Here is a 15,184-nt window from a genome sequence, read left to right as displayed (position 1 = left end):
CCCGTGGGGCAGACTGCGCGCGTGAGCGCCATCGCGTGGACCGCCGCCGTATCCCTCGCCGCCTGGCTGTGGCTGCTGCTGTGTCAGGGCTTCTTCTGGCGCACCGATGTGCGGCTCCCGCCGGAGCGGGATCCGGCGGCCTGGCCGTCCGTGGCTGTCGTGGTCCCGGCCCGCGACGAGGCCGAGGTGCTGCCCGAGAGCCTTCCCTCCCTGCTGGCACAGGAGTATCCGGGGCGGGCGGAGGTCTTTCTCGTCGACGACGGCAGTGCGGACGGCACCGGGGAGCTGGCACGGGAACTGGCGGGCCGGCACGGCGGACTGCCGCTGACCGTGTCCTCGCCCGGTGAGCCGCCCGCGGGATGGACGGGCAAGCTGTGGGCCGTGCGCCACGGCATCGGCCTGGCACGCGCGCGTGGCCCCGAGTACCTGCTTCTCACGGACGCCGACATCGCCCATGCGCCGGACAGCCTGCGGCGACTGGTCGCCGCCGCGCACTCCGGTGGCTTCGACGTGGTTTCGCTGATGGCCCGGCTGCGGGTGGAGAGCCTGTGGGAGCGGCTCGTCGTGCCGGCGTTCGTCTACTTCTTCGCGCAGCTGTACCCGTTCCGCCGGATCGGCAGGAAAGGCGCACGGACGGCGGCCGCGGCGGGCGGCTGTGTCCTGCTGCGCGCCGAGACCGCCGAGCGGGCGCGGATCCCGGACGCCATCCGGCAGGCCGTCATCGACGACGTGGCCCTCGCGCGGGCCGTCAAGAGCGGGGGCGGCCACATCTGGCTGGGCCTCGCCGAGCGGGTGGACAGTGTGCGCCCCTATCCCCGGCTGCACGACCTGTGGCGGATGGTGTCCCGCAGCGCGTATGCCCAGCTCCGCCACAACCCCCTGGTGCTGTTCGGCACGGTGGCCGGCCTCGCGCTGGTCTATCTGGTGCCGCCGGTCGCCGTCGTCGCGGGCGCGGCCACAGGGAGCACGACGACCGCGGTACTCGGCGCTCTCGCGTGGCTGGTCATGACGGGGACGTACGTCCCCATGCTCCGCTACTACCGGCAGCCGCTGTGGCTCGCTCCCCTGCTGCCGTTCACCGCGTTCCTCTATCTCCTCATGACGGTCGACTCGGCGGTGCAGCACTACAGGGGGCGCGGGGCGGCCTGGAAGGGCCGCACCTACACGCGCCCGGACGCGGTCGCCGGCGAGGAGAGCTGAGGTCTCACTTCCTGCCTGGTGTCCAGTTCATGCCCCAGCCATAGGCGTGGTCCACCGTCCGCTGGGGGCTCACTCCGCGGTCGGGCACCAGATAGCGGGCCTCGCGCTGGACGACCAGGTCGTCTCCGGTGTTGGTGATCAGGGCCAGCGCACAGACCGTGGAGGGCACCGTGCACTCGTCCAGGGCGAACTCGATCGGTGCGCCGTGCTGCGGCTGGAGCGTGACCATGGCGTGCAGGTCGGCGAAGGAGCGTGCGCCCTCGTAGATGGTCACGAAGACGAGGACGCGCCGGAGGTCCCGCCTGTGGTCGAGGTTCACGGTGAGGTTCTCGCCGCTCGCGACCGCACCGGTGCGGTCGTCGCCGTCAAGGTGGATGTAGGGCGGCTGGTGCAGGGCTCCATAGGCGTTGCCCAGCGCCTGTACGACCCCCTTGCGGCCGTCGGCGAGCTCGTACAGGGCGCACAGGTCGAGGTCGAGGTCCGCGTGCATGGCCACCGCTCGGCCGCGCTTGCCGGCCCATCCCGAGAACTGTTTGCGCACCTGCCAGTTGAGGTTCACACGCATCGTGCCCGAGGTGCCGCCCTGTTTGGTGAGGGAGACCGAGGGCGCGGACTTGGTGAGCGTCACCTTGGTCAGAGGGACCGGGGGCGCGGCGGCGGGGGCCGCCTGCTGGGGCTCGTCCACGGTGATGCCGAAGTCCGTGGCGAGACCTTCCAGTCCGCTGTCGTATCCCTGGCCGACGGCGCGGAACTTCCAGGCGCCCTGACGACGGTAGAACTCCCCGAGTACGAAAGCGGTTTCCACGGTGGCGCCCTCGCTGTCGAACCGCGCGGCCACGGTTCCCTGAGCGGCGTCCCGGACCTCGATGTAGAGGCCCGGGATCCCGGCGAAGGTCCCGCCGTCCGCGGAAGCGGCGAGTACGACGGTCTCGACCGACGGCTCCACGCGCGCGAGGTCGACGAGCAGTGTGTCGGTCACCCGGCCGCCGTCGGTGCGCTTGCCCTCGTGACGGACCGCTCCCGAGGAGTGCGCGGGCTGGTTGTAGAAGACGAAGTCGGCGTCGGAACGCACCTTTCCGCCGACGAGCAGCAGGGCCGAGGCATCCGCGTCGGGGACGCCCGGTCCGGAACGCCAGCCCAATTCGACGCGCAGTGCGGTCGTGGGCACCGGCGCGTTCGACCCTTTCGACATTGACATGTCCGCCTCCATCACATGTCGGCAGGCCAGGACGCGCCCGGCGGTCCTTCGTGTTCTACCCGCTCAACCTATTCCCCAGGGACAGCGAACTCCCATCCCGCTGTACGGAGAGATCGCCGGTCAACCGTCGGTAACCCGCCGGGAACTCGGCCTTTACACGACTCGGACATGGATTTGCGTCCTATTTTGCCGAGTTCGCTCGCATTGGGGATCCCACGTCACGGCCGACACGGAAAACAACCCTCTTATCGGTCTCCCCAACCAGCACATCGTGGGCTTAACTTATGTGCCATGACCTCCCCCCGCTCCACGTACGGCGGCGGCTACTACTCCGCCTTCCCGGACACTCCGATCTACGACAAGCTCGTGGCCGAGCGGGGCACCCCGCAGATCGCCCCGATCCGGGTCCCCGCCGCGTACGACATGCCGGTGAGCAACCTGCCCGCGCTGCCGTCCGCACTGCCCGCCCTTCCAGCGGGACCCTCCCAGCCCTCCTACGGCTATCCGCAGGCGCAGCAGCCCTCTCCGCTGCAGCAGGCGCCCGCGGCGTACATCCCGCAGCAGGCCGCCGCACCGCGCGGTTATCCCGGACCGCAGCAGCAGCCGCGTCCGGCGGCTCCCGGAACGGGAATGGGCACGGGCTACGAGGCGATGCGCCCCGCGGCTCCCCGGCCCGCTCCGGCGGCTCCTTACCAGGACCCGTACAACAACCAGCAGTACCGCGGGTACTGATTCCCCCCGGGCTGTCGGTGCCACCTGGCACGATGGCCTCATGGGGAATGCGCAGCTGCAGTCGATTCACGTCCATCCGGTCAAGGCGTTCCGGGCTCTCGGGCTCCGGGAGGCCGAGGTGGAGCCCTGGGGGCTGGCCGGAGACCGGCGCTGGGCGCTGGTCGACGACGGGGGAAAGGTCGTCACACAACGACAGCAGCCGCGCCTGGCGCTGGCCGCCGCCGAGCTGATGCCCGGCGGCGTTCTGCTGGCCGCGCCCGGTCTGGAACCGCTGGCGGTGCCCGTCCCCGAGCCGGCCGAGACCATCACGCTGGAGCTCTTCGGAGAGAAGGTCGAGGGGGTGCCCGCCACCGACGCGGCCGCGCACGCCTGGTGCAGCGACTACCTCGGCGTTCCGACCCGCCTCGTCCACCTGGACGACCCGGCCACCCGCCGCCCGGTCGACCCCGAGTACGCGCTGCCGGGCGAGACCGTCACCTTCGCCGACGGATTCCCGCTCCTGCTCGCCTCCACGGCCTCCCTCGACGCCCTCAACTCCCTGATCTCCGAAGGCCGGCACGCGTCCGACGGTCCCCTGCCCATGAACCGTTTCCGGCCGAACGTCGTGGTGAGCGGCACCGACGCCTGGGCCGAGGACGACTGGTCGCGGATCGCGATCGGTGACGTCACCTTCCGGGTGGCCAAGATGTGCGGGCGGTGCGTGGTCACCACGACCGACCAGGCCAGCGCCGTCCGCGGCAAGGAGCCCCTGCACACCCTCGGCCGCCACCGCCGCTTCGGCAGCAAGCTGGTCTTCGGGCAGAACCTGGTGCCCGAGTCCCGCGGCACGATCCGGGTCGGTGATCCGGTCGGGATTCTCGAATAGGCCACCGGGTGGTCGGCCGGGGGGGGCCGTGGACAGGTTCCGTCAAAGATCCACCCGAGCCCGGCCGACGGGAACCCGGCCCGGGGGCCCGCGCGTTGGGGCTTTCATGAGGAGTTCATGAGAGGACCCGGCCGCAGGTGATTTCGCTCTCTCTTCGGCCGGTCCCGGACGTGAACGACTCCACCGGGGGTTATCACGGAGCGGGAAGGGGGTGCGGGCGTGCGAGCGATCAGCGGACTCTGGCGGTGGCGGCGCAACCCGCTGCGCCGCGGGACCGACCTGGCCGAGGCCTGGGTGGGTTTGGCGGCCCTGCTGCTCATCCTGGTCGTCGGACCGGTGGTCGGCGCCGTCATCGGCGGCGTGGCGCAGGACGCGCTGCAGCGGTCCGTCCAGGAGCAGCGCGAGTCCCGCCAACTGGTCACGGCCACGGTGATCCGAAAGCTGGACCGCTCCCCGCTGGACGCCGACCCCGAGACCTCCACGGGGCGGGAGCTGCGCAGCCGGGTGCTGGCCGACTGGACCGCGCCGGACGGCACCACGCACGAGGGCAAGGTGATGGCCGAACTCCAGACCCCGCACCGCGGCGACCACTTCAGCCTGTGGACGGACCTCCACGGGCGGATAGTGGCCCGGCCGCTGGACTCAGCCACCGCCACCACCCACGCCGTTCTCGCGGGCATAGGCGCGGCCCTGTTGACCACGGGCCTGATCGAGGGCGGCAGGCGGCTCGCGGTATGGCGCATGGTCCGTCACCGGTACGCCCGTTGGGACCAGGCCTGGGAGCGCGCGGGCCCGGACTGGGGCCGCACCGGCACCGGCAGTTGACGGCCTTACGGCTCTGGTCAACCCACCACCCGCGCGCACGCTACGGTGGACCGGCCGAAGTCCTTCGGCAGCACAAACCCGCGTACTACGAGGTGGGAGCACGGCAGCGCCATGGCACAGGGCACGGTCCAGGTGACGCACACCGGTACATCGCGGTGGCGGCGCCGCACGGGTGAGTACGCGTCGCTCGCCGCCGCCCTGGAGGCCGCGGCCGACGGCGACGTCCTCACCGTCGCTCCCGGCACCTACCGGGAGAACCTCATCGTGCAGCGCGCGGTGACCCTCCGTGGCCCGGAGGGTTCGCCCGGCTCCGTGCGCATCGCGCCGGTGGACGGGGTGCCGTTGACGGTGCGTGCCTCGGCGGTGGTCCAGGATCTGCACGTGGAGGGCCAGGACGCGGCCGCGCCCGCCCTGCTCGTCGAGGAGGGCACACCGGAGCTCGCCGACATAAGGGTCATCACCCGCTCCGCGGCCGGGATCGAGGTGCGCGGCGGGGCGCGCCCGACCGTACGGCGCTGCACCGTCGACAACCCGGCCGGCGTCGGCATCGCCGTACTGGACGGCGCGGGCGGGGTGTTCGAGGAGTGCGAGATCGTGGCGGCCGGCCAGTCCGGCGTCTCGGTGCGCGGCGGCGCCCACCCCCGTCTGGAGCGCTCCCGGATCCACCACACCTCGGGCGCGGGCCTTGCGGTGACCGGCGAGAACTCCGCTCTGGAGGCCGTGGGTTGCGAGGTCTACGAGGTGCGCGGCAGCGGCGTGCAGATCACCGGCCGGGCCACCGCACACCTCACCGACTGCGATGTGCACCGCACCACCGCCGACGGCGTCACCCTCGACACCGACGCGGTGCTGACCCTGGCCGACTGCCGTATCCACGACATCCCGGAGAACGCGGTCGACCTGCGCTCGCGGTCGGTGCTCACGCTGACCCGCACGACGGTCCGTCAGTTCGGGCGCAACGGCCTGTCGGTGTGGGACCCGGGCACGCGTGTGGACGCCAACCAGTGCGAGATCTTCGACAGCACCGGCGACTACCCGGCTGTCTGGGTCAGCGACGGCGCCACCGCCGTACTGGACTCCTGCCGGGTGCACGACGTGCCGGACGCCCTGTTCGTCCTGGACCGCGGTTCCCGCGCGGACGTCGTCGACAGTGACATCTCCCAGGTGCGCAACACGGCCGTGTCGGTGAGCGACGGGGCGACCGCCCAGCTCGACGACTGCCGGATCCGGGACGCGGCGACCGGCGCCTGGTTCCGCGACCACGGCAGCGGCGGCACCCTGAACAGCTGCACGGTGGACGGCACCCAGACCGGCGTGATCGTCACCAAGGGAGCCGACCCGACGATCGAGCGCTGCACCGTCGACTCCCCTGCGGAGGCGGGCTTCTATGTGTCGGCGGGCGGCCGTGGCAGCTTCCTGAACTGCCGGGTGACGGGCAGCGGCGGCTACGGCTTCCACGTCATAGACGGCTCCCGTTCGACGCTCAGGAAGTGCCGCACGGAGCGCTGCGCGCGCGGGGGCTACGAGTTCGCGGACGCCCCGGACTCGGCGGCCGGATCGGGCCCCGTCGTCGAGGACTGCACGAGCGACGAGAGCGGCGGCCTCACCCCGCCCGCGGCCCGCGAGACGGCCGTACAGACCGAATCCCGCTCGCCCGGCCTGCTGGGCGCGATCCCGGGGCAGCGGATCACCGAGCAGGAGCCGCTGGTCGCACCGGCCGAGCCGGAGAAGCCCTCGCGCACCTCGAAGGACGTCCTGGGCGAGCTCGACGCGCTGGTGGGTCTGGACAGCGTCAAGCGCGAGGTGCGGGCGCTCACCGACATGATCGAGGTGGGCCGGCGCCGCCAGCAGGCGGGCCTCAAGGCCGCGTCCGTCAAACGGCATCTGGTCTTCACGGGTTCCCCCGGCACCGGCAAGACCACGGTCGCCCGGCTCTACGGCGAGATCCTCGCCTCCCTCGGTGTCCTGGAGAAGGGCCATCTCGTCGAGGTGTCCCGTGTCGACCTGGTCGGCGAGCACATCGGCTCCACCGCGATCCGCACCCAGGAGGCCTTCGACAAGGCGCGCGGCGGTGTGCTGTTCATCGACGAGGCGTACGCACTGTCACCGGAGGACTCGGGCCGGGACTTCGGCAAGGAGGCCATCGACACGCTGGTGAAGCTGATGGAGGACCACCGGGACGCGGTCGTGGTGATCGTCGCCGGATACACGGCCGAGATGGAGCGGTTCCTGTCGGTCAACCCGGGTGTGGCGTCCCGTTTCTCACGGACCATCACCTTCAGCGACTACGACCCCGAGGAACTGCTCAGCATCGTGGAGCAGCAGGCCGAGGAGCACGAGTACCGGCTGGCTCCGGGCGCCCCGGAGGCCCTGCTGCAGTACTTCACGGTGCTGCCGAAGGGACCCGCCTTCGGCAACGGCCGTACCGCGCGCCAGACCTTCGAGGCGATGGTGGAGAAGCACGCGAGCCGGGTCGCCCAGGTGGACGACCCGACCAAGGACGATCTGACGCTGCTCTACGCCGAGGACCTGCCCGGGTCGTCCTGAGACCGCTGGCCGGGTACGTCCGGCTGGAGTCGGCCCAGCAGTCTCGCCCGCTCCTCGGCGAAGACCGGGTCGGCCTGGTAGTCGGAGTGGCCGAGGATCGGCGCGGGCAGCGGGTGAAGGTCGGTGCGGCCGTAGGCGAGCGGGTCCTTCAGGGGTTCCCGGTCCACCTCGGGTCCGCAGTCGCCGGGCAGCCGCACCGGGCCGCCGATCGGGTCGGTGAGCCGGTGGAGGTTGCGCCAGCAGTCCACGTCGTGGTGCAGCGCGGTGAGGGCGACCGGGCCGAAGTGGGCCGGGAACCAGCGGCCGTAGAGGCGCTCCAGCGGGGAGCCGTAGGTCAGCAGGGCGACCCGCTTGCGGACCGACGGCTCCAGTTGCCAGGCCGCGGCGGCCGCGAGCACGCTGCCCTGGGAGTGCCCGGAGATGACCAGCCTGCCCTGCGTGGCCCGGGTCCACGTCCCGATCCGCCAGGTCAGGTCCGGTACGGCGCGTTCGGCGTAGCAGGGCGGGGCGAAGGGGTGGGCGGCGCGCGGCCAGAAGGTGCCGACGTCCCAGAGGATGCCGATGGTGCGGCGGGCGGAGGGGTCCTTGTAGGCGCGCCTGCCCCAGGTGACGAACAGGATGAAGCCCAGGCCGATCAGCCAGGACCCGAGCGCCTGCGCGGTCTCCGCGGCGCTCTCGACGAAGGGGTACGACCCCTCGGCGGCCTTGCCCGGGGTCTTGCGGGAGGTCAGGGCGCCGACGAGGGCGCCGGCACCGAGGAGCAGGGTGCTGGCCGAGGTCACCCCGATCAGACGGGGGCCCCGGTCCGTCAGTGCGGCCATCGCGCGGGTTCTGGCGATGCGCCGGGTGCGGGTCGCGTCCTTGGGCTCTGCGGGGTACTCGCTCTCCACCGTGGTCAGTTGGGCCCTTGCGGCTCGCCAGGTGCGCAGGCCCAGCCAGGCGCAGTGGCCCAGCAGGACGAGGAGGACCAGCGGGATCACGGAGGCCTGCCAGGTCAGCAGGACCGGCGGTCCGGGGATGGTCGCGCCGGTGCCGTCCAGCCAGTCCGCCACACGCTGCGACACGCCGCCGGACATCACGCCGCCCAGGGCGCAGGCCAGCATCGCCACGGCGGGTCCGCCGAGGCCGCGCATCGCGGAGCGCGGGTCGGGATGGGTGCGGTAGAGCATGTGGGCGACCACGGCGAGGGCGATGACGAGCAGCCCCTGGACCAAGGCGATGCCGCCGAAGGTGGCGTCCCCCGACAACCGGCCCTGCGACTCCCACCCCGGTCGCTCCCACCCGGCGTACACCGCGGCGAGGGCCAGCAGGACGAGCGCGGTGAGCGGCAGGCGTCGTACGAGATGCTCGTCGAGCTCCCGGTCGAGGCACTTCTCGCTGCGGCCGCGGCGGCACACCACCCAGACGACGGCCGCACCGGCGGCAAGGAGGCTCGCCGGCAGGAGGCGGCCGAGCGTGTCGAGCAGTGCGGGGCCACCCGGCGCACGGTCGAAGCGGGCCGCCGTCGAGCTGACCGCCGCGGCGATCGTCAGCAGTCCCGCCGCGGTGTGGGCGGCGCGCAGGCGGGCGACCAGGCGGCGGCCGTACCAGAAGCCGGGGCGGCCGAGGGCGGTGCGGACGTTGTCCTCTTCGGGCTCGCCCTCGCGGGACATGGGCTGCTGGGACTCGTAGGCGCTCCACGTGCGGTGGGACAGGTACCAGAGCAGGCCGGTGAGCGCGGCCGGGACCAGGGCCGCGAGGGCGAGTCGGCGGCCGGGCCTGCTCCACCAGCCGTCGTCCGAGACATCGGGCGACAGGAAGCCCAGCCAGGAGTGCGACGCGGCGCACGCGCGTGTGCCCGCGCACTGCCAGGCCGCGAGGTCCAGGGCGACCTCGCAGGCGGCGGCGACCAGCAGAACGGTCAGGGTCAGGCCGGCGAGCCGCACGAGGAGGCCGTAGAACCGCACGGTCTTCTTGCGACCGCGGGCGGTGGGGCGCATCCAGTGCGCGAGGTTGACCACCATGAAGGGCAGCAGGAGCAGCCACAGGGCGCGGGTGCCGTTGCCGGAGGTGAGGTTGCACCAGACGTAGGCCTCGGGCACCGGTCCGGTGCGGCCGTCGTGCGGTCCGGTCCCTCTGGTCTCCGCGTCCACGTCGTCGGCGCGTCGGAAGACGGCCGCGATGTCGTCACCGGTGATCCGGACCGTGCGCGGATCGTCGAGCATCTTCTCCGGCGTGGTGCCGCCCACCCCGTGGACCAGGAGTTCCAGGGCGGTGCCGGGTTCTTCGGGCCGGGCGGCCGAGCCGTCCGCGCCCATGGTCGGGACACGTTCCACTGTTCGCACTTCCCCCGTGACGCGCCGTCGGCATCTGTCCGTGCGGGCACCAGGATCTCCGTTCGGCGCGTTTCGCACACCTCTCGTCACGGAATCTCCCCGATCCGGGTGACAGCCGGAGCCAGGGTGTCGGGCCGGTGGCATGAGCGCGCCGGGGCGGTCGGTGGCGCCACCGGCGGCGGCCCGTGCGAGTATGGGACGTCCGCGCACCAGGGACGGGCAAAATACGCTGGTGGCGCAGGGCGTGTCGGACAGTCTCAGGCGAAAGGACCGGAGCGTACGTGAGTGAGAATCAGAACCTCCTCGCGGAGCAGCGGCGCGCCCTGATCCTGGACGAGGTGCGGCGCCGAGGCGGCGTGCGGGTCAACGAGCTCACCCGCAAGCTCGGCGTGTCGGACATGACCGTACGGCGTGATCTCGACGCGCTGGCCCGCCAGGGCGTGCTGGAGAAGGTGCACGGCGGCGCGGTCCCCGTGGTCGAGGCGAGCACGCACGAGCCGGGTTTCGAGGCCAAGTCGGGCCTGGAGCTGACCGCCAAGGAGGACATCGCGCGGTCCGCGGCCGAGCTGGTGGCGCCGGGTACCGCGATCGCCTTGTCGGGCGGTACGACGACGTACGCGCTGGCGCATCATCTGCTGGACGTGCCGGATCTGACCGTCGTCACCAACTCGGTGCGGGTGGCCGACGTCTTCCACGCGGCGCAGCGCACCACGGGCCCCCGTCAGGGTGCGGCGACGGTCGTGCTGACCGGTGGTGTGCGCACTCCGTCCGACTCGCTGGTGGGGCCGGTGGCCGACCAGGCGATCGCGGCGCTTCACTTCGACGTCCTCTTCCTCGGGGTGCACGGGATATCGGTCGAGGCCGGCCTGTCGACGCCGAACCTCGCGGAGGCCGAGACCAACCGCCGTCTGGTGCAGTCGGCGCGGCGGGTCGTGGTGGTCGCGGACCACACCAAGTGGGGCACGGTGGGCCTGAGTTCGTTCGCCTCGCTGGAGCAGGTCGACACACTGGTGACGGACGCGGGGTTGCCGGCCGAGGCGCGCGGGGAGATCTCCGAGCATCTGCGGCGGCTGGTGTTGGCCGGTCAGGTCGGCGAGTCCGTTGAGGGTGCAGACAGCTGACTGAGCGTCAGCTAGGGTGACACCTCCTGATCCGGACCCAGGGGGTGTCCATGGCTCACCAACTGCGCGCGGTGGGGCTCGACTTCATCGAGATCGCGCCCGTACGGCTGGTGTTCACGCAGGAGATGTCCGCCCCGCCGGAGGCGGTCTTCCACGCGCTCACCGAGGACGTGCCGGGCTGGGCGGAGTGGTTCTCCGCGGTGACGCTGGCCCGCTCGACCGGAGACGGCTCCACGCGGGAGATCCACCTCAAGGGCGGCGGGCGCTTCCAGGAGACGGTCATCGCGGCGAAGGGCCCCGAGGTGTACGCCTACCGCGTCGACGTGGCCAACGCTCCCGGGGCCCGCGCCATCGCCGAGGAGTGGCGGCTCATGCCCGCCGGGACGGGCACGAGCGTGCGGTGGACGTTCGCCGCGGACGGCACGGCGGCGTTCCGGCTCGTGGCGAAGCTCGGGCGCGCCGGCCTGGGACGGGCTTTCCGGGACGCGGTCAAGCGGCTGGACCGGCGGCTCGCGCACCAGGAGCCCGTACGCACGCCGGACCCTCCACAGCGCCCGTGAGAACGCGACGCTAGTCCTTCCTCGTGAAGGTGCCGAGGCCGCTCGTGTCGAGGTTCTCGACCCGGACCTTGTCGGCGCGTCCGCCGGAGTCGACGGTGAAGGTCACGCCGGTCAGGCCGACGGCCATTTCGCCGGTGGTTCGGTAGCTGAAGGTGTCACCGTCGTAGTGGGTCAGGACGAACCGTTGCTTCTTGGGCCCGATCTGCAGGCTGAGTTCGTTCCCCTGGGCGCTGACCGTCAGCGGGCCGTAGTAGTCATTGGCGTACGTCCCGGTGTACGCGCTGTTGGCCCTGGCGGGCGCGGGCGAGGCCGGGGGCTTGCTGTAGTCGGTCTCCGAGCGTTCCGCCTGCAGGGTCTGCTGGAAGACCGGCCCGAGGAACTTCAGCCAGTCGACGGTCGGCCCGCCCGTCTGCGCGGTGTCGAGGAACGTGGCGGAGATCGCCTCGGGCACACCGATGGGCTCGCCGTTGGTCAGGACGACGATGCCGAGCTTCTCCGAGGGCAGCAGCGCGACGTTGGTGGCCGCCCCCAGCGCGAAGCCGCCGGAGTGGCCGAGCTTCAGCCTGCCCTGGTCGTCGTAGCTGACGTTCCAGCCGAGCCCGTAGAACCCGGCCCTGCCCGCGGGCGTGTGCGGCGGCGCGGAGACCATGTACGGCAGGTGGGTCTGCTCCAGCGCGGCGGCGGCGACGACCTGCCGCCCCTCGAACTTCCCGTTGCCCAGTTGCAGGCGCAGCCACTTCGTCATGTCGCGGACCGTGGAACTGGCCCCGCCCGCCGGGCTCTGGGCGTCCGGGTTTCGCACATACGAGGCATTCCAGGTGTCCCCGCTCTTCACATGCAAGGTGGCCTTGTTGCCCGCCTTCTCGTAGTCGGCGAACGAGGAGCTGGTGGAGTCCATCCCCAGCGGCTTGTACACCTTGTCGGCGGACAGCTCCTCCCAGTTGGTGCCCGCCGCTCGCGCGGCGGCGACGCCCGCTTCGGTCAGTCCGAAGTTGGTGTACGCATAGTGGGCACGGAAGGGGGCCAGCGGCTCGTAGCGCAGGTGATTCAGGATGTACGAGCGGTCGTAGCCCAGGTCCTCCAGGAGGTCTCCGGCGTGGTCGGGCAGTCCGCTGCGATGCGAGAACAGGTCGGCCAGCGTGACATGCCGGGTGACCCACGGGTCCTTCAGGGTGAAGCCGGAGCTGTGCTTGACGACCGGGTCGTCCCAGCCGACGGTCTTGTCACCCACCGCAGCGGCGACCACGGTGGAGGCGAGAGGCTTGGAGACCGAGGCGAGCTGGAAGACCGTGTCCGCTCCGACCCGGTCCTTCGTGCCCACCTTCCGCAGGCCGAACCCCTTCTGGTACACCACCTTGTCGTCGTAGACGACGCCCACCGCGATTCCGGGCACCCCGGTGGTGCGCATGGCGTCCTTGACGACGTTGTCCAGCTGGCCCACCGCGGTCTCGACCTTGGCACGGGTGAGCTGTGCCGGTGGCTGGGCGGGCGGGACGCTGGGCAGCGGCGACGTAGCGGCTGCCGCACGGCCGACGACGGCGGCGGTGTCGGCGTCGGACCCGGTACAGCCGACGGCCAGCGCCGCTACCAGGCTCAGTGCTGCGGCGGAGTGAAGTGACCGGCGGCTGGTGGTGTCGAGTCGGGGCATGGTGTCCATGGAAATCCCTCCCTCGGTATCCGGCGCGCCTTCGCAGGCCGTTCGGGGGATGGGGCGTTGGTCGGCACGCCCGCCCGTGCAAGCCCGACCGCTCTGGCCGGACGGGCTCGGGGACGGGATCAAGGTCGGGAGTGACGCGGCCCGGGGTCTGCTCGGTGACGGGCTCAGTCGGGCCAGACGCCCGTCTCCAGCAGTGAGGCGATCGCCGTCGTGTACGGCCCGATGTCCAGGCCCTGTTCGGCCAGCCAGGCGTCCGAGTAGTACTTGTCGAGGTAGCGGTCGCCCGGGTCGCAGAGGAGCGTGACGACACTCCCCTGCCGTCCCTCGGCCACCATCTCGGCGACGATCTTCAGCGCGCTCCACAGCCCGGTGCCGGTCGAGCCGCCCGCCTTGCGGCCGATGGCCTGTTCCAGGGCCCGTACGGCGGCGACGCTGGCCGCGTCCGGGACCTTCATCATGCGGTCGACCGCACCGGGCACGAAACTCGGCTCCATGCGCGGCCGGCCGATGCCCTCGATGCGCGAGCCGCAGTCACAGGTGACGTCCGGATCGCCGGTGGTCCAGCCCTCGAAGAAACAGGAGTTCTCCGGATCGGCGACACAGATGCGGGTGTCGTGCTGCATGTAGTGGACGTACCGGGCGATGGTCGCCGAGGTGCCCCCGGTGCCGGCCGTGGCCACGATCCACGCGGGCTCCGGGAAACGCTCCAACTCCAGCTGGCGGAAGATGGATTCGGCGATGTTGTTGTTGCCGCGCCAGTCCGTGGCCCGTTCCGCGTAGGTGAACTGGTCCATGTAGTGGCCGCCCGTCTCCACCGCGAGGCGGGCGGACTCCTCGTACATCGTGCGCGGGTCGTCCACGAAGTGGCACCGCCCGCCGTGGAACTCGATCAGGCGGATCTTCTCGGCGCTCGTCGTGCGGGGCATGACCGCGATGAAGGGCACGCCGATCAGCTTCGCGAAGTACGCCTCGGACACGGCCGTGGAGCCGCTGGACGCCTCGATCACCGGGCGACCCGGCCGGATCCAGCCATTGCAGAGGCCGTAGAGGAAGAGCGAGCGGGCGAGCCGGTGCTTGAGGCTGCCGGTCGGGTGGGTCGACTCGTCCTTCAGGTACAGGTCGATGCCCCACCTCTCCGGGAGCGGGAAGCGCAGGAGGTGGGTGTCGGCCGAGCGGTTGGCGTCGGCCTGGACCTTGCGGACGGCTTCTTTCAGCCAGCCGCGGTAGGAGGTGTCGCTGCGGTCGACGTCGAGAGTGTCGCCGGTGCGGGTCTGCTGAGGGGTGCTCACGACAGGGCTCCTTACGCTGCGCGCCGACGGCGTGTCGCGCGGCCTACGTCTCGATCATAGACACCTTCCGCACGCTTCTCACCTGCATAAACGCACCTTTGAGAGCCCCAAAGGCACCCCTGGGGTCACCGCAGCGCGCACCCGCGGGGGCGCATTCGCGCGAGTGCTCCGGGCGGTTCCGGTGGCCGTGTCATGCGCACTGGTGCTCGACGCCCATGGCGGGCAGACTGCACCGGACGGGACGAGGTCCCGGACGGGGGCGCACACTGGATCACGACAGGAGCCGGCTCTCGGCCCAAGCGGGAGCACGGGCCGGCACACCGACGCGCACAAGGGGGCGGGGCGGCATGGCGGAGCCGGAGTTCACGGCTACGGGCGTGCGGATCGGCAAGAGGTTGCGCTCACTCACCCGAGCCGGACAGGTCCGGATCAGCGACGGCAGACTCGAACTGCTCACCAGCTACGGCAGCGAGATCGACAGTGCGCCGGTACAGGCGGTACGCGCCTCCAAACCGTGGTTCGCGGCCGACGACCGGGCCCTCGCGGACCTCAACGGCAACCGGTATCTGCTGACCCTGGGCGATCACGACCCGGCCCCGGGCGAGCCGGGACCGCCCGCGGCACGCCGGTTCATAGAGGCCGTACGCCGGGCTGCGGGCCGTAGCGGCTGAGTCGTCGCCCTGTGCGGCCGCCCGCAGGCCGCGAGTTGCGGTCCCGTACCTCCTGAGTCACGCTGATCTCACATCACTCTCGGTTTACCGGCGATTACGCTGCGAACCAGCCGCCGGGCACGACGGCAGGCAGCCGATTTCATGCGGGCACCTGCTGGATCGATCCGAACTCCGTGTTCTTCCGGACCTAATGTCGGGGAGTCG

12 protein-coding genes are annotated in these 15,184 nt (G+C 71.6%); 8 read left to right on the top strand and 4 right to left on the bottom strand.

The window, feature by feature from the left end; genetic code table 11:
* The first annotated feature begins 3 nt into the window (after positions 1-3).
* Entirely contained in the window at positions 4-1,200 is a 1,197-nt protein-coding gene (locus AB0D34_RS01850) for a glycosyltransferase (protein WP_362655384.1), read from the top strand.
* Positions 1,201-1,204: 4 nt separating this feature from the next.
* On the opposite strand, the gene AB0D34_RS01845 is transcribed toward AB0D34_RS01850, so the two are convergent.
* A complete protein-coding gene (locus AB0D34_RS01845) occupies positions 1,205-2,392 on the bottom strand; it encodes a TerD family protein (protein ID WP_362655381.1) in 1,188 nt (395 codons plus the stop codon).
* A 297-nt stretch (positions 2,393-2,689) separates the two neighbouring features.
* Here AB0D34_RS01845 and AB0D34_RS01840 point away from each other — a divergent pair, with 297 nt between their 5' ends.
* The 4 genes from AB0D34_RS01840 (at position 2,690) to AB0D34_RS01825 (ending at position 7,367) form a co-directional block, all read left to right on the top strand.
* The gene (locus tag AB0D34_RS01840; protein WP_362654931.1) at positions 2,690-3,130 is read left to right on the top strand and encodes a DUF6643 family protein; all 441 of its coding nucleotides are present in this window, start codon (positions 2,690-2,692) and stop codon (positions 3,128-3,130) included.
* 40 nt (positions 3,131-3,170) lie between these two features.
* Positions 3,171-3,995, top strand: a complete 825-nt coding sequence (locus AB0D34_RS01835; protein WP_362654928.1) for an MOSC N-terminal beta barrel domain-containing protein — start codon at positions 3,171-3,173, stop codon at positions 3,993-3,995.
* Between the two features lie 219 nt (positions 3,996-4,214).
* Complete coding sequence (locus AB0D34_RS01830; protein WP_362654925.1) at positions 4,215-4,820, top strand: hypothetical protein; 606 nt, start codon at positions 4,215-4,217, stop codon at positions 4,818-4,820.
* A 111-nt stretch (positions 4,821-4,931) separates the two neighbouring features.
* Complete coding sequence (locus AB0D34_RS01825) at positions 4,932-7,367, top strand: right-handed parallel beta-helix repeat-containing protein (RefSeq protein WP_362654923.1); 2,436 nt, start codon at positions 4,932-4,934, stop codon at positions 7,365-7,367.
* Here the strand turns inward: AB0D34_RS01825 and AB0D34_RS01820 are convergent.
* A complete protein-coding gene (locus AB0D34_RS01820; protein WP_362655378.1) occupies positions 7,337-9,664 on the bottom strand; it encodes a hypothetical protein in 2,328 nt (775 codons plus the stop codon). The genes AB0D34_RS01825 and AB0D34_RS01820 overlap by 31 nt on opposite strands.
* A 299-nt stretch (positions 9,665-9,963) precedes the next feature.
* On the opposite strand from AB0D34_RS01820, the gene AB0D34_RS01815 reads away from it, so the two are divergent.
* Both AB0D34_RS01815 and AB0D34_RS01810 read left to right on the top strand, forming a co-directional pair.
* Positions 9,964-10,803 carry a DeoR/GlpR family DNA-binding transcription regulator gene (locus AB0D34_RS01815; RefSeq protein ID WP_362654920.1) on the top strand — a complete coding sequence of 280 codons (840 nt, stop codon included), beginning with the start codon at positions 9,964-9,966 and terminating at the stop codon, positions 10,801-10,803.
* 50 nt (positions 10,804-10,853) lie between these two features.
* Complete coding sequence (locus AB0D34_RS01810) at positions 10,854-11,363, top strand: SRPBCC family protein (RefSeq protein ID WP_362654918.1); 510 nt, start codon at positions 10,854-10,856, stop codon at positions 11,361-11,363.
* A gap of 10 nt (positions 11,364-11,373) precedes the next feature.
* Here the strand turns inward: AB0D34_RS01810 and AB0D34_RS01805 are convergent, their stop codons facing one another.
* Together AB0D34_RS01805 and AB0D34_RS01800 are read right to left on the bottom strand one after the other, a co-directional pair.
* Entirely contained in the window at positions 11,374-13,020 is a 1,647-nt protein-coding gene (locus AB0D34_RS01805) for a serine hydrolase (protein WP_362654915.1), read from the bottom strand.
* Positions 13,021-13,184: 164 nt separating this feature from the next.
* Positions 13,185-14,309, bottom strand: coding sequence for a PLP-dependent cysteine synthase family protein (locus AB0D34_RS01800; protein WP_362654912.1), 1,125 nt, complete (start codon positions 14,307-14,309; stop codon positions 13,185-13,187).
* Positions 14,310-14,656: 347 nt separating this feature from the next.
* Between AB0D34_RS01800 and AB0D34_RS01795 the strand changes: the two genes are divergently transcribed.
* Complete coding sequence (locus AB0D34_RS01795; protein ID WP_030045118.1) at positions 14,657-14,980, top strand: hypothetical protein; 324 nt, start codon at positions 14,657-14,659, stop codon at positions 14,978-14,980.
* Positions 14,981-15,184: the final 204 nt, after the last annotated feature.

This window comes from Streptomyces sp. NPDC048420, assembly GCF_040651535.1.
In the GTDB taxonomy this organism is placed as follows: domain Bacteria; phylum Actinomycetota; class Actinomycetes; order Streptomycetales; family Streptomycetaceae; genus Streptomyces.
Note: the sequence above shows the minus strand (reverse complement) of the source record. Positions and strands in the feature narration are given on the sequence as shown.

Excerpts from the sequence above, each read along its gene's own strand:
- AB0D34_RS01845 (WP_362655381.1), bottom strand. The coding sequence starts at position 2,392 with ATGTCGAAAGGGTCGAACGCGCCGGTGCCCACGACCGCACTGCGCGTC.
- AB0D34_RS01840 (WP_362654931.1), top strand. The coding sequence starts at position 2,690 with ATGACCTCCCCCCGCTCCACGTACGGCGGCGGCTACTACTCCGCCTTC.
- AB0D34_RS01835 (WP_362654928.1), top strand. The coding sequence starts at position 3,171 with ATGGGGAATGCGCAGCTGCAGTCGATTCACGTCCATCCGGTCAAGGCG.
- AB0D34_RS01825 (WP_362654923.1), top strand. The coding sequence starts at position 4,932 with ATGGCACAGGGCACGGTCCAGGTGACGCACACCGGTACATCGCGGTGG.
- AB0D34_RS01820 (WP_362655378.1), bottom strand. The coding sequence starts at position 9,664 with ATGGGCGCGGACGGCTCGGCCGCCCGGCCCGAAGAACCCGGCACCGCC.
- AB0D34_RS01810 (WP_362654918.1), top strand. The coding sequence starts at position 10,854 with ATGGCTCACCAACTGCGCGCGGTGGGGCTCGACTTCATCGAGATCGCG.
- AB0D34_RS01805 (WP_362654915.1), bottom strand. The coding sequence starts at position 13,020 with ATGGACACCATGCCCCGACTCGACACCACCAGCCGCCGGTCACTTCAC.
- AB0D34_RS01795 (WP_030045118.1), top strand. The coding sequence starts at position 14,657 with ATGGCGGAGCCGGAGTTCACGGCTACGGGCGTGCGGATCGGCAAGAGG.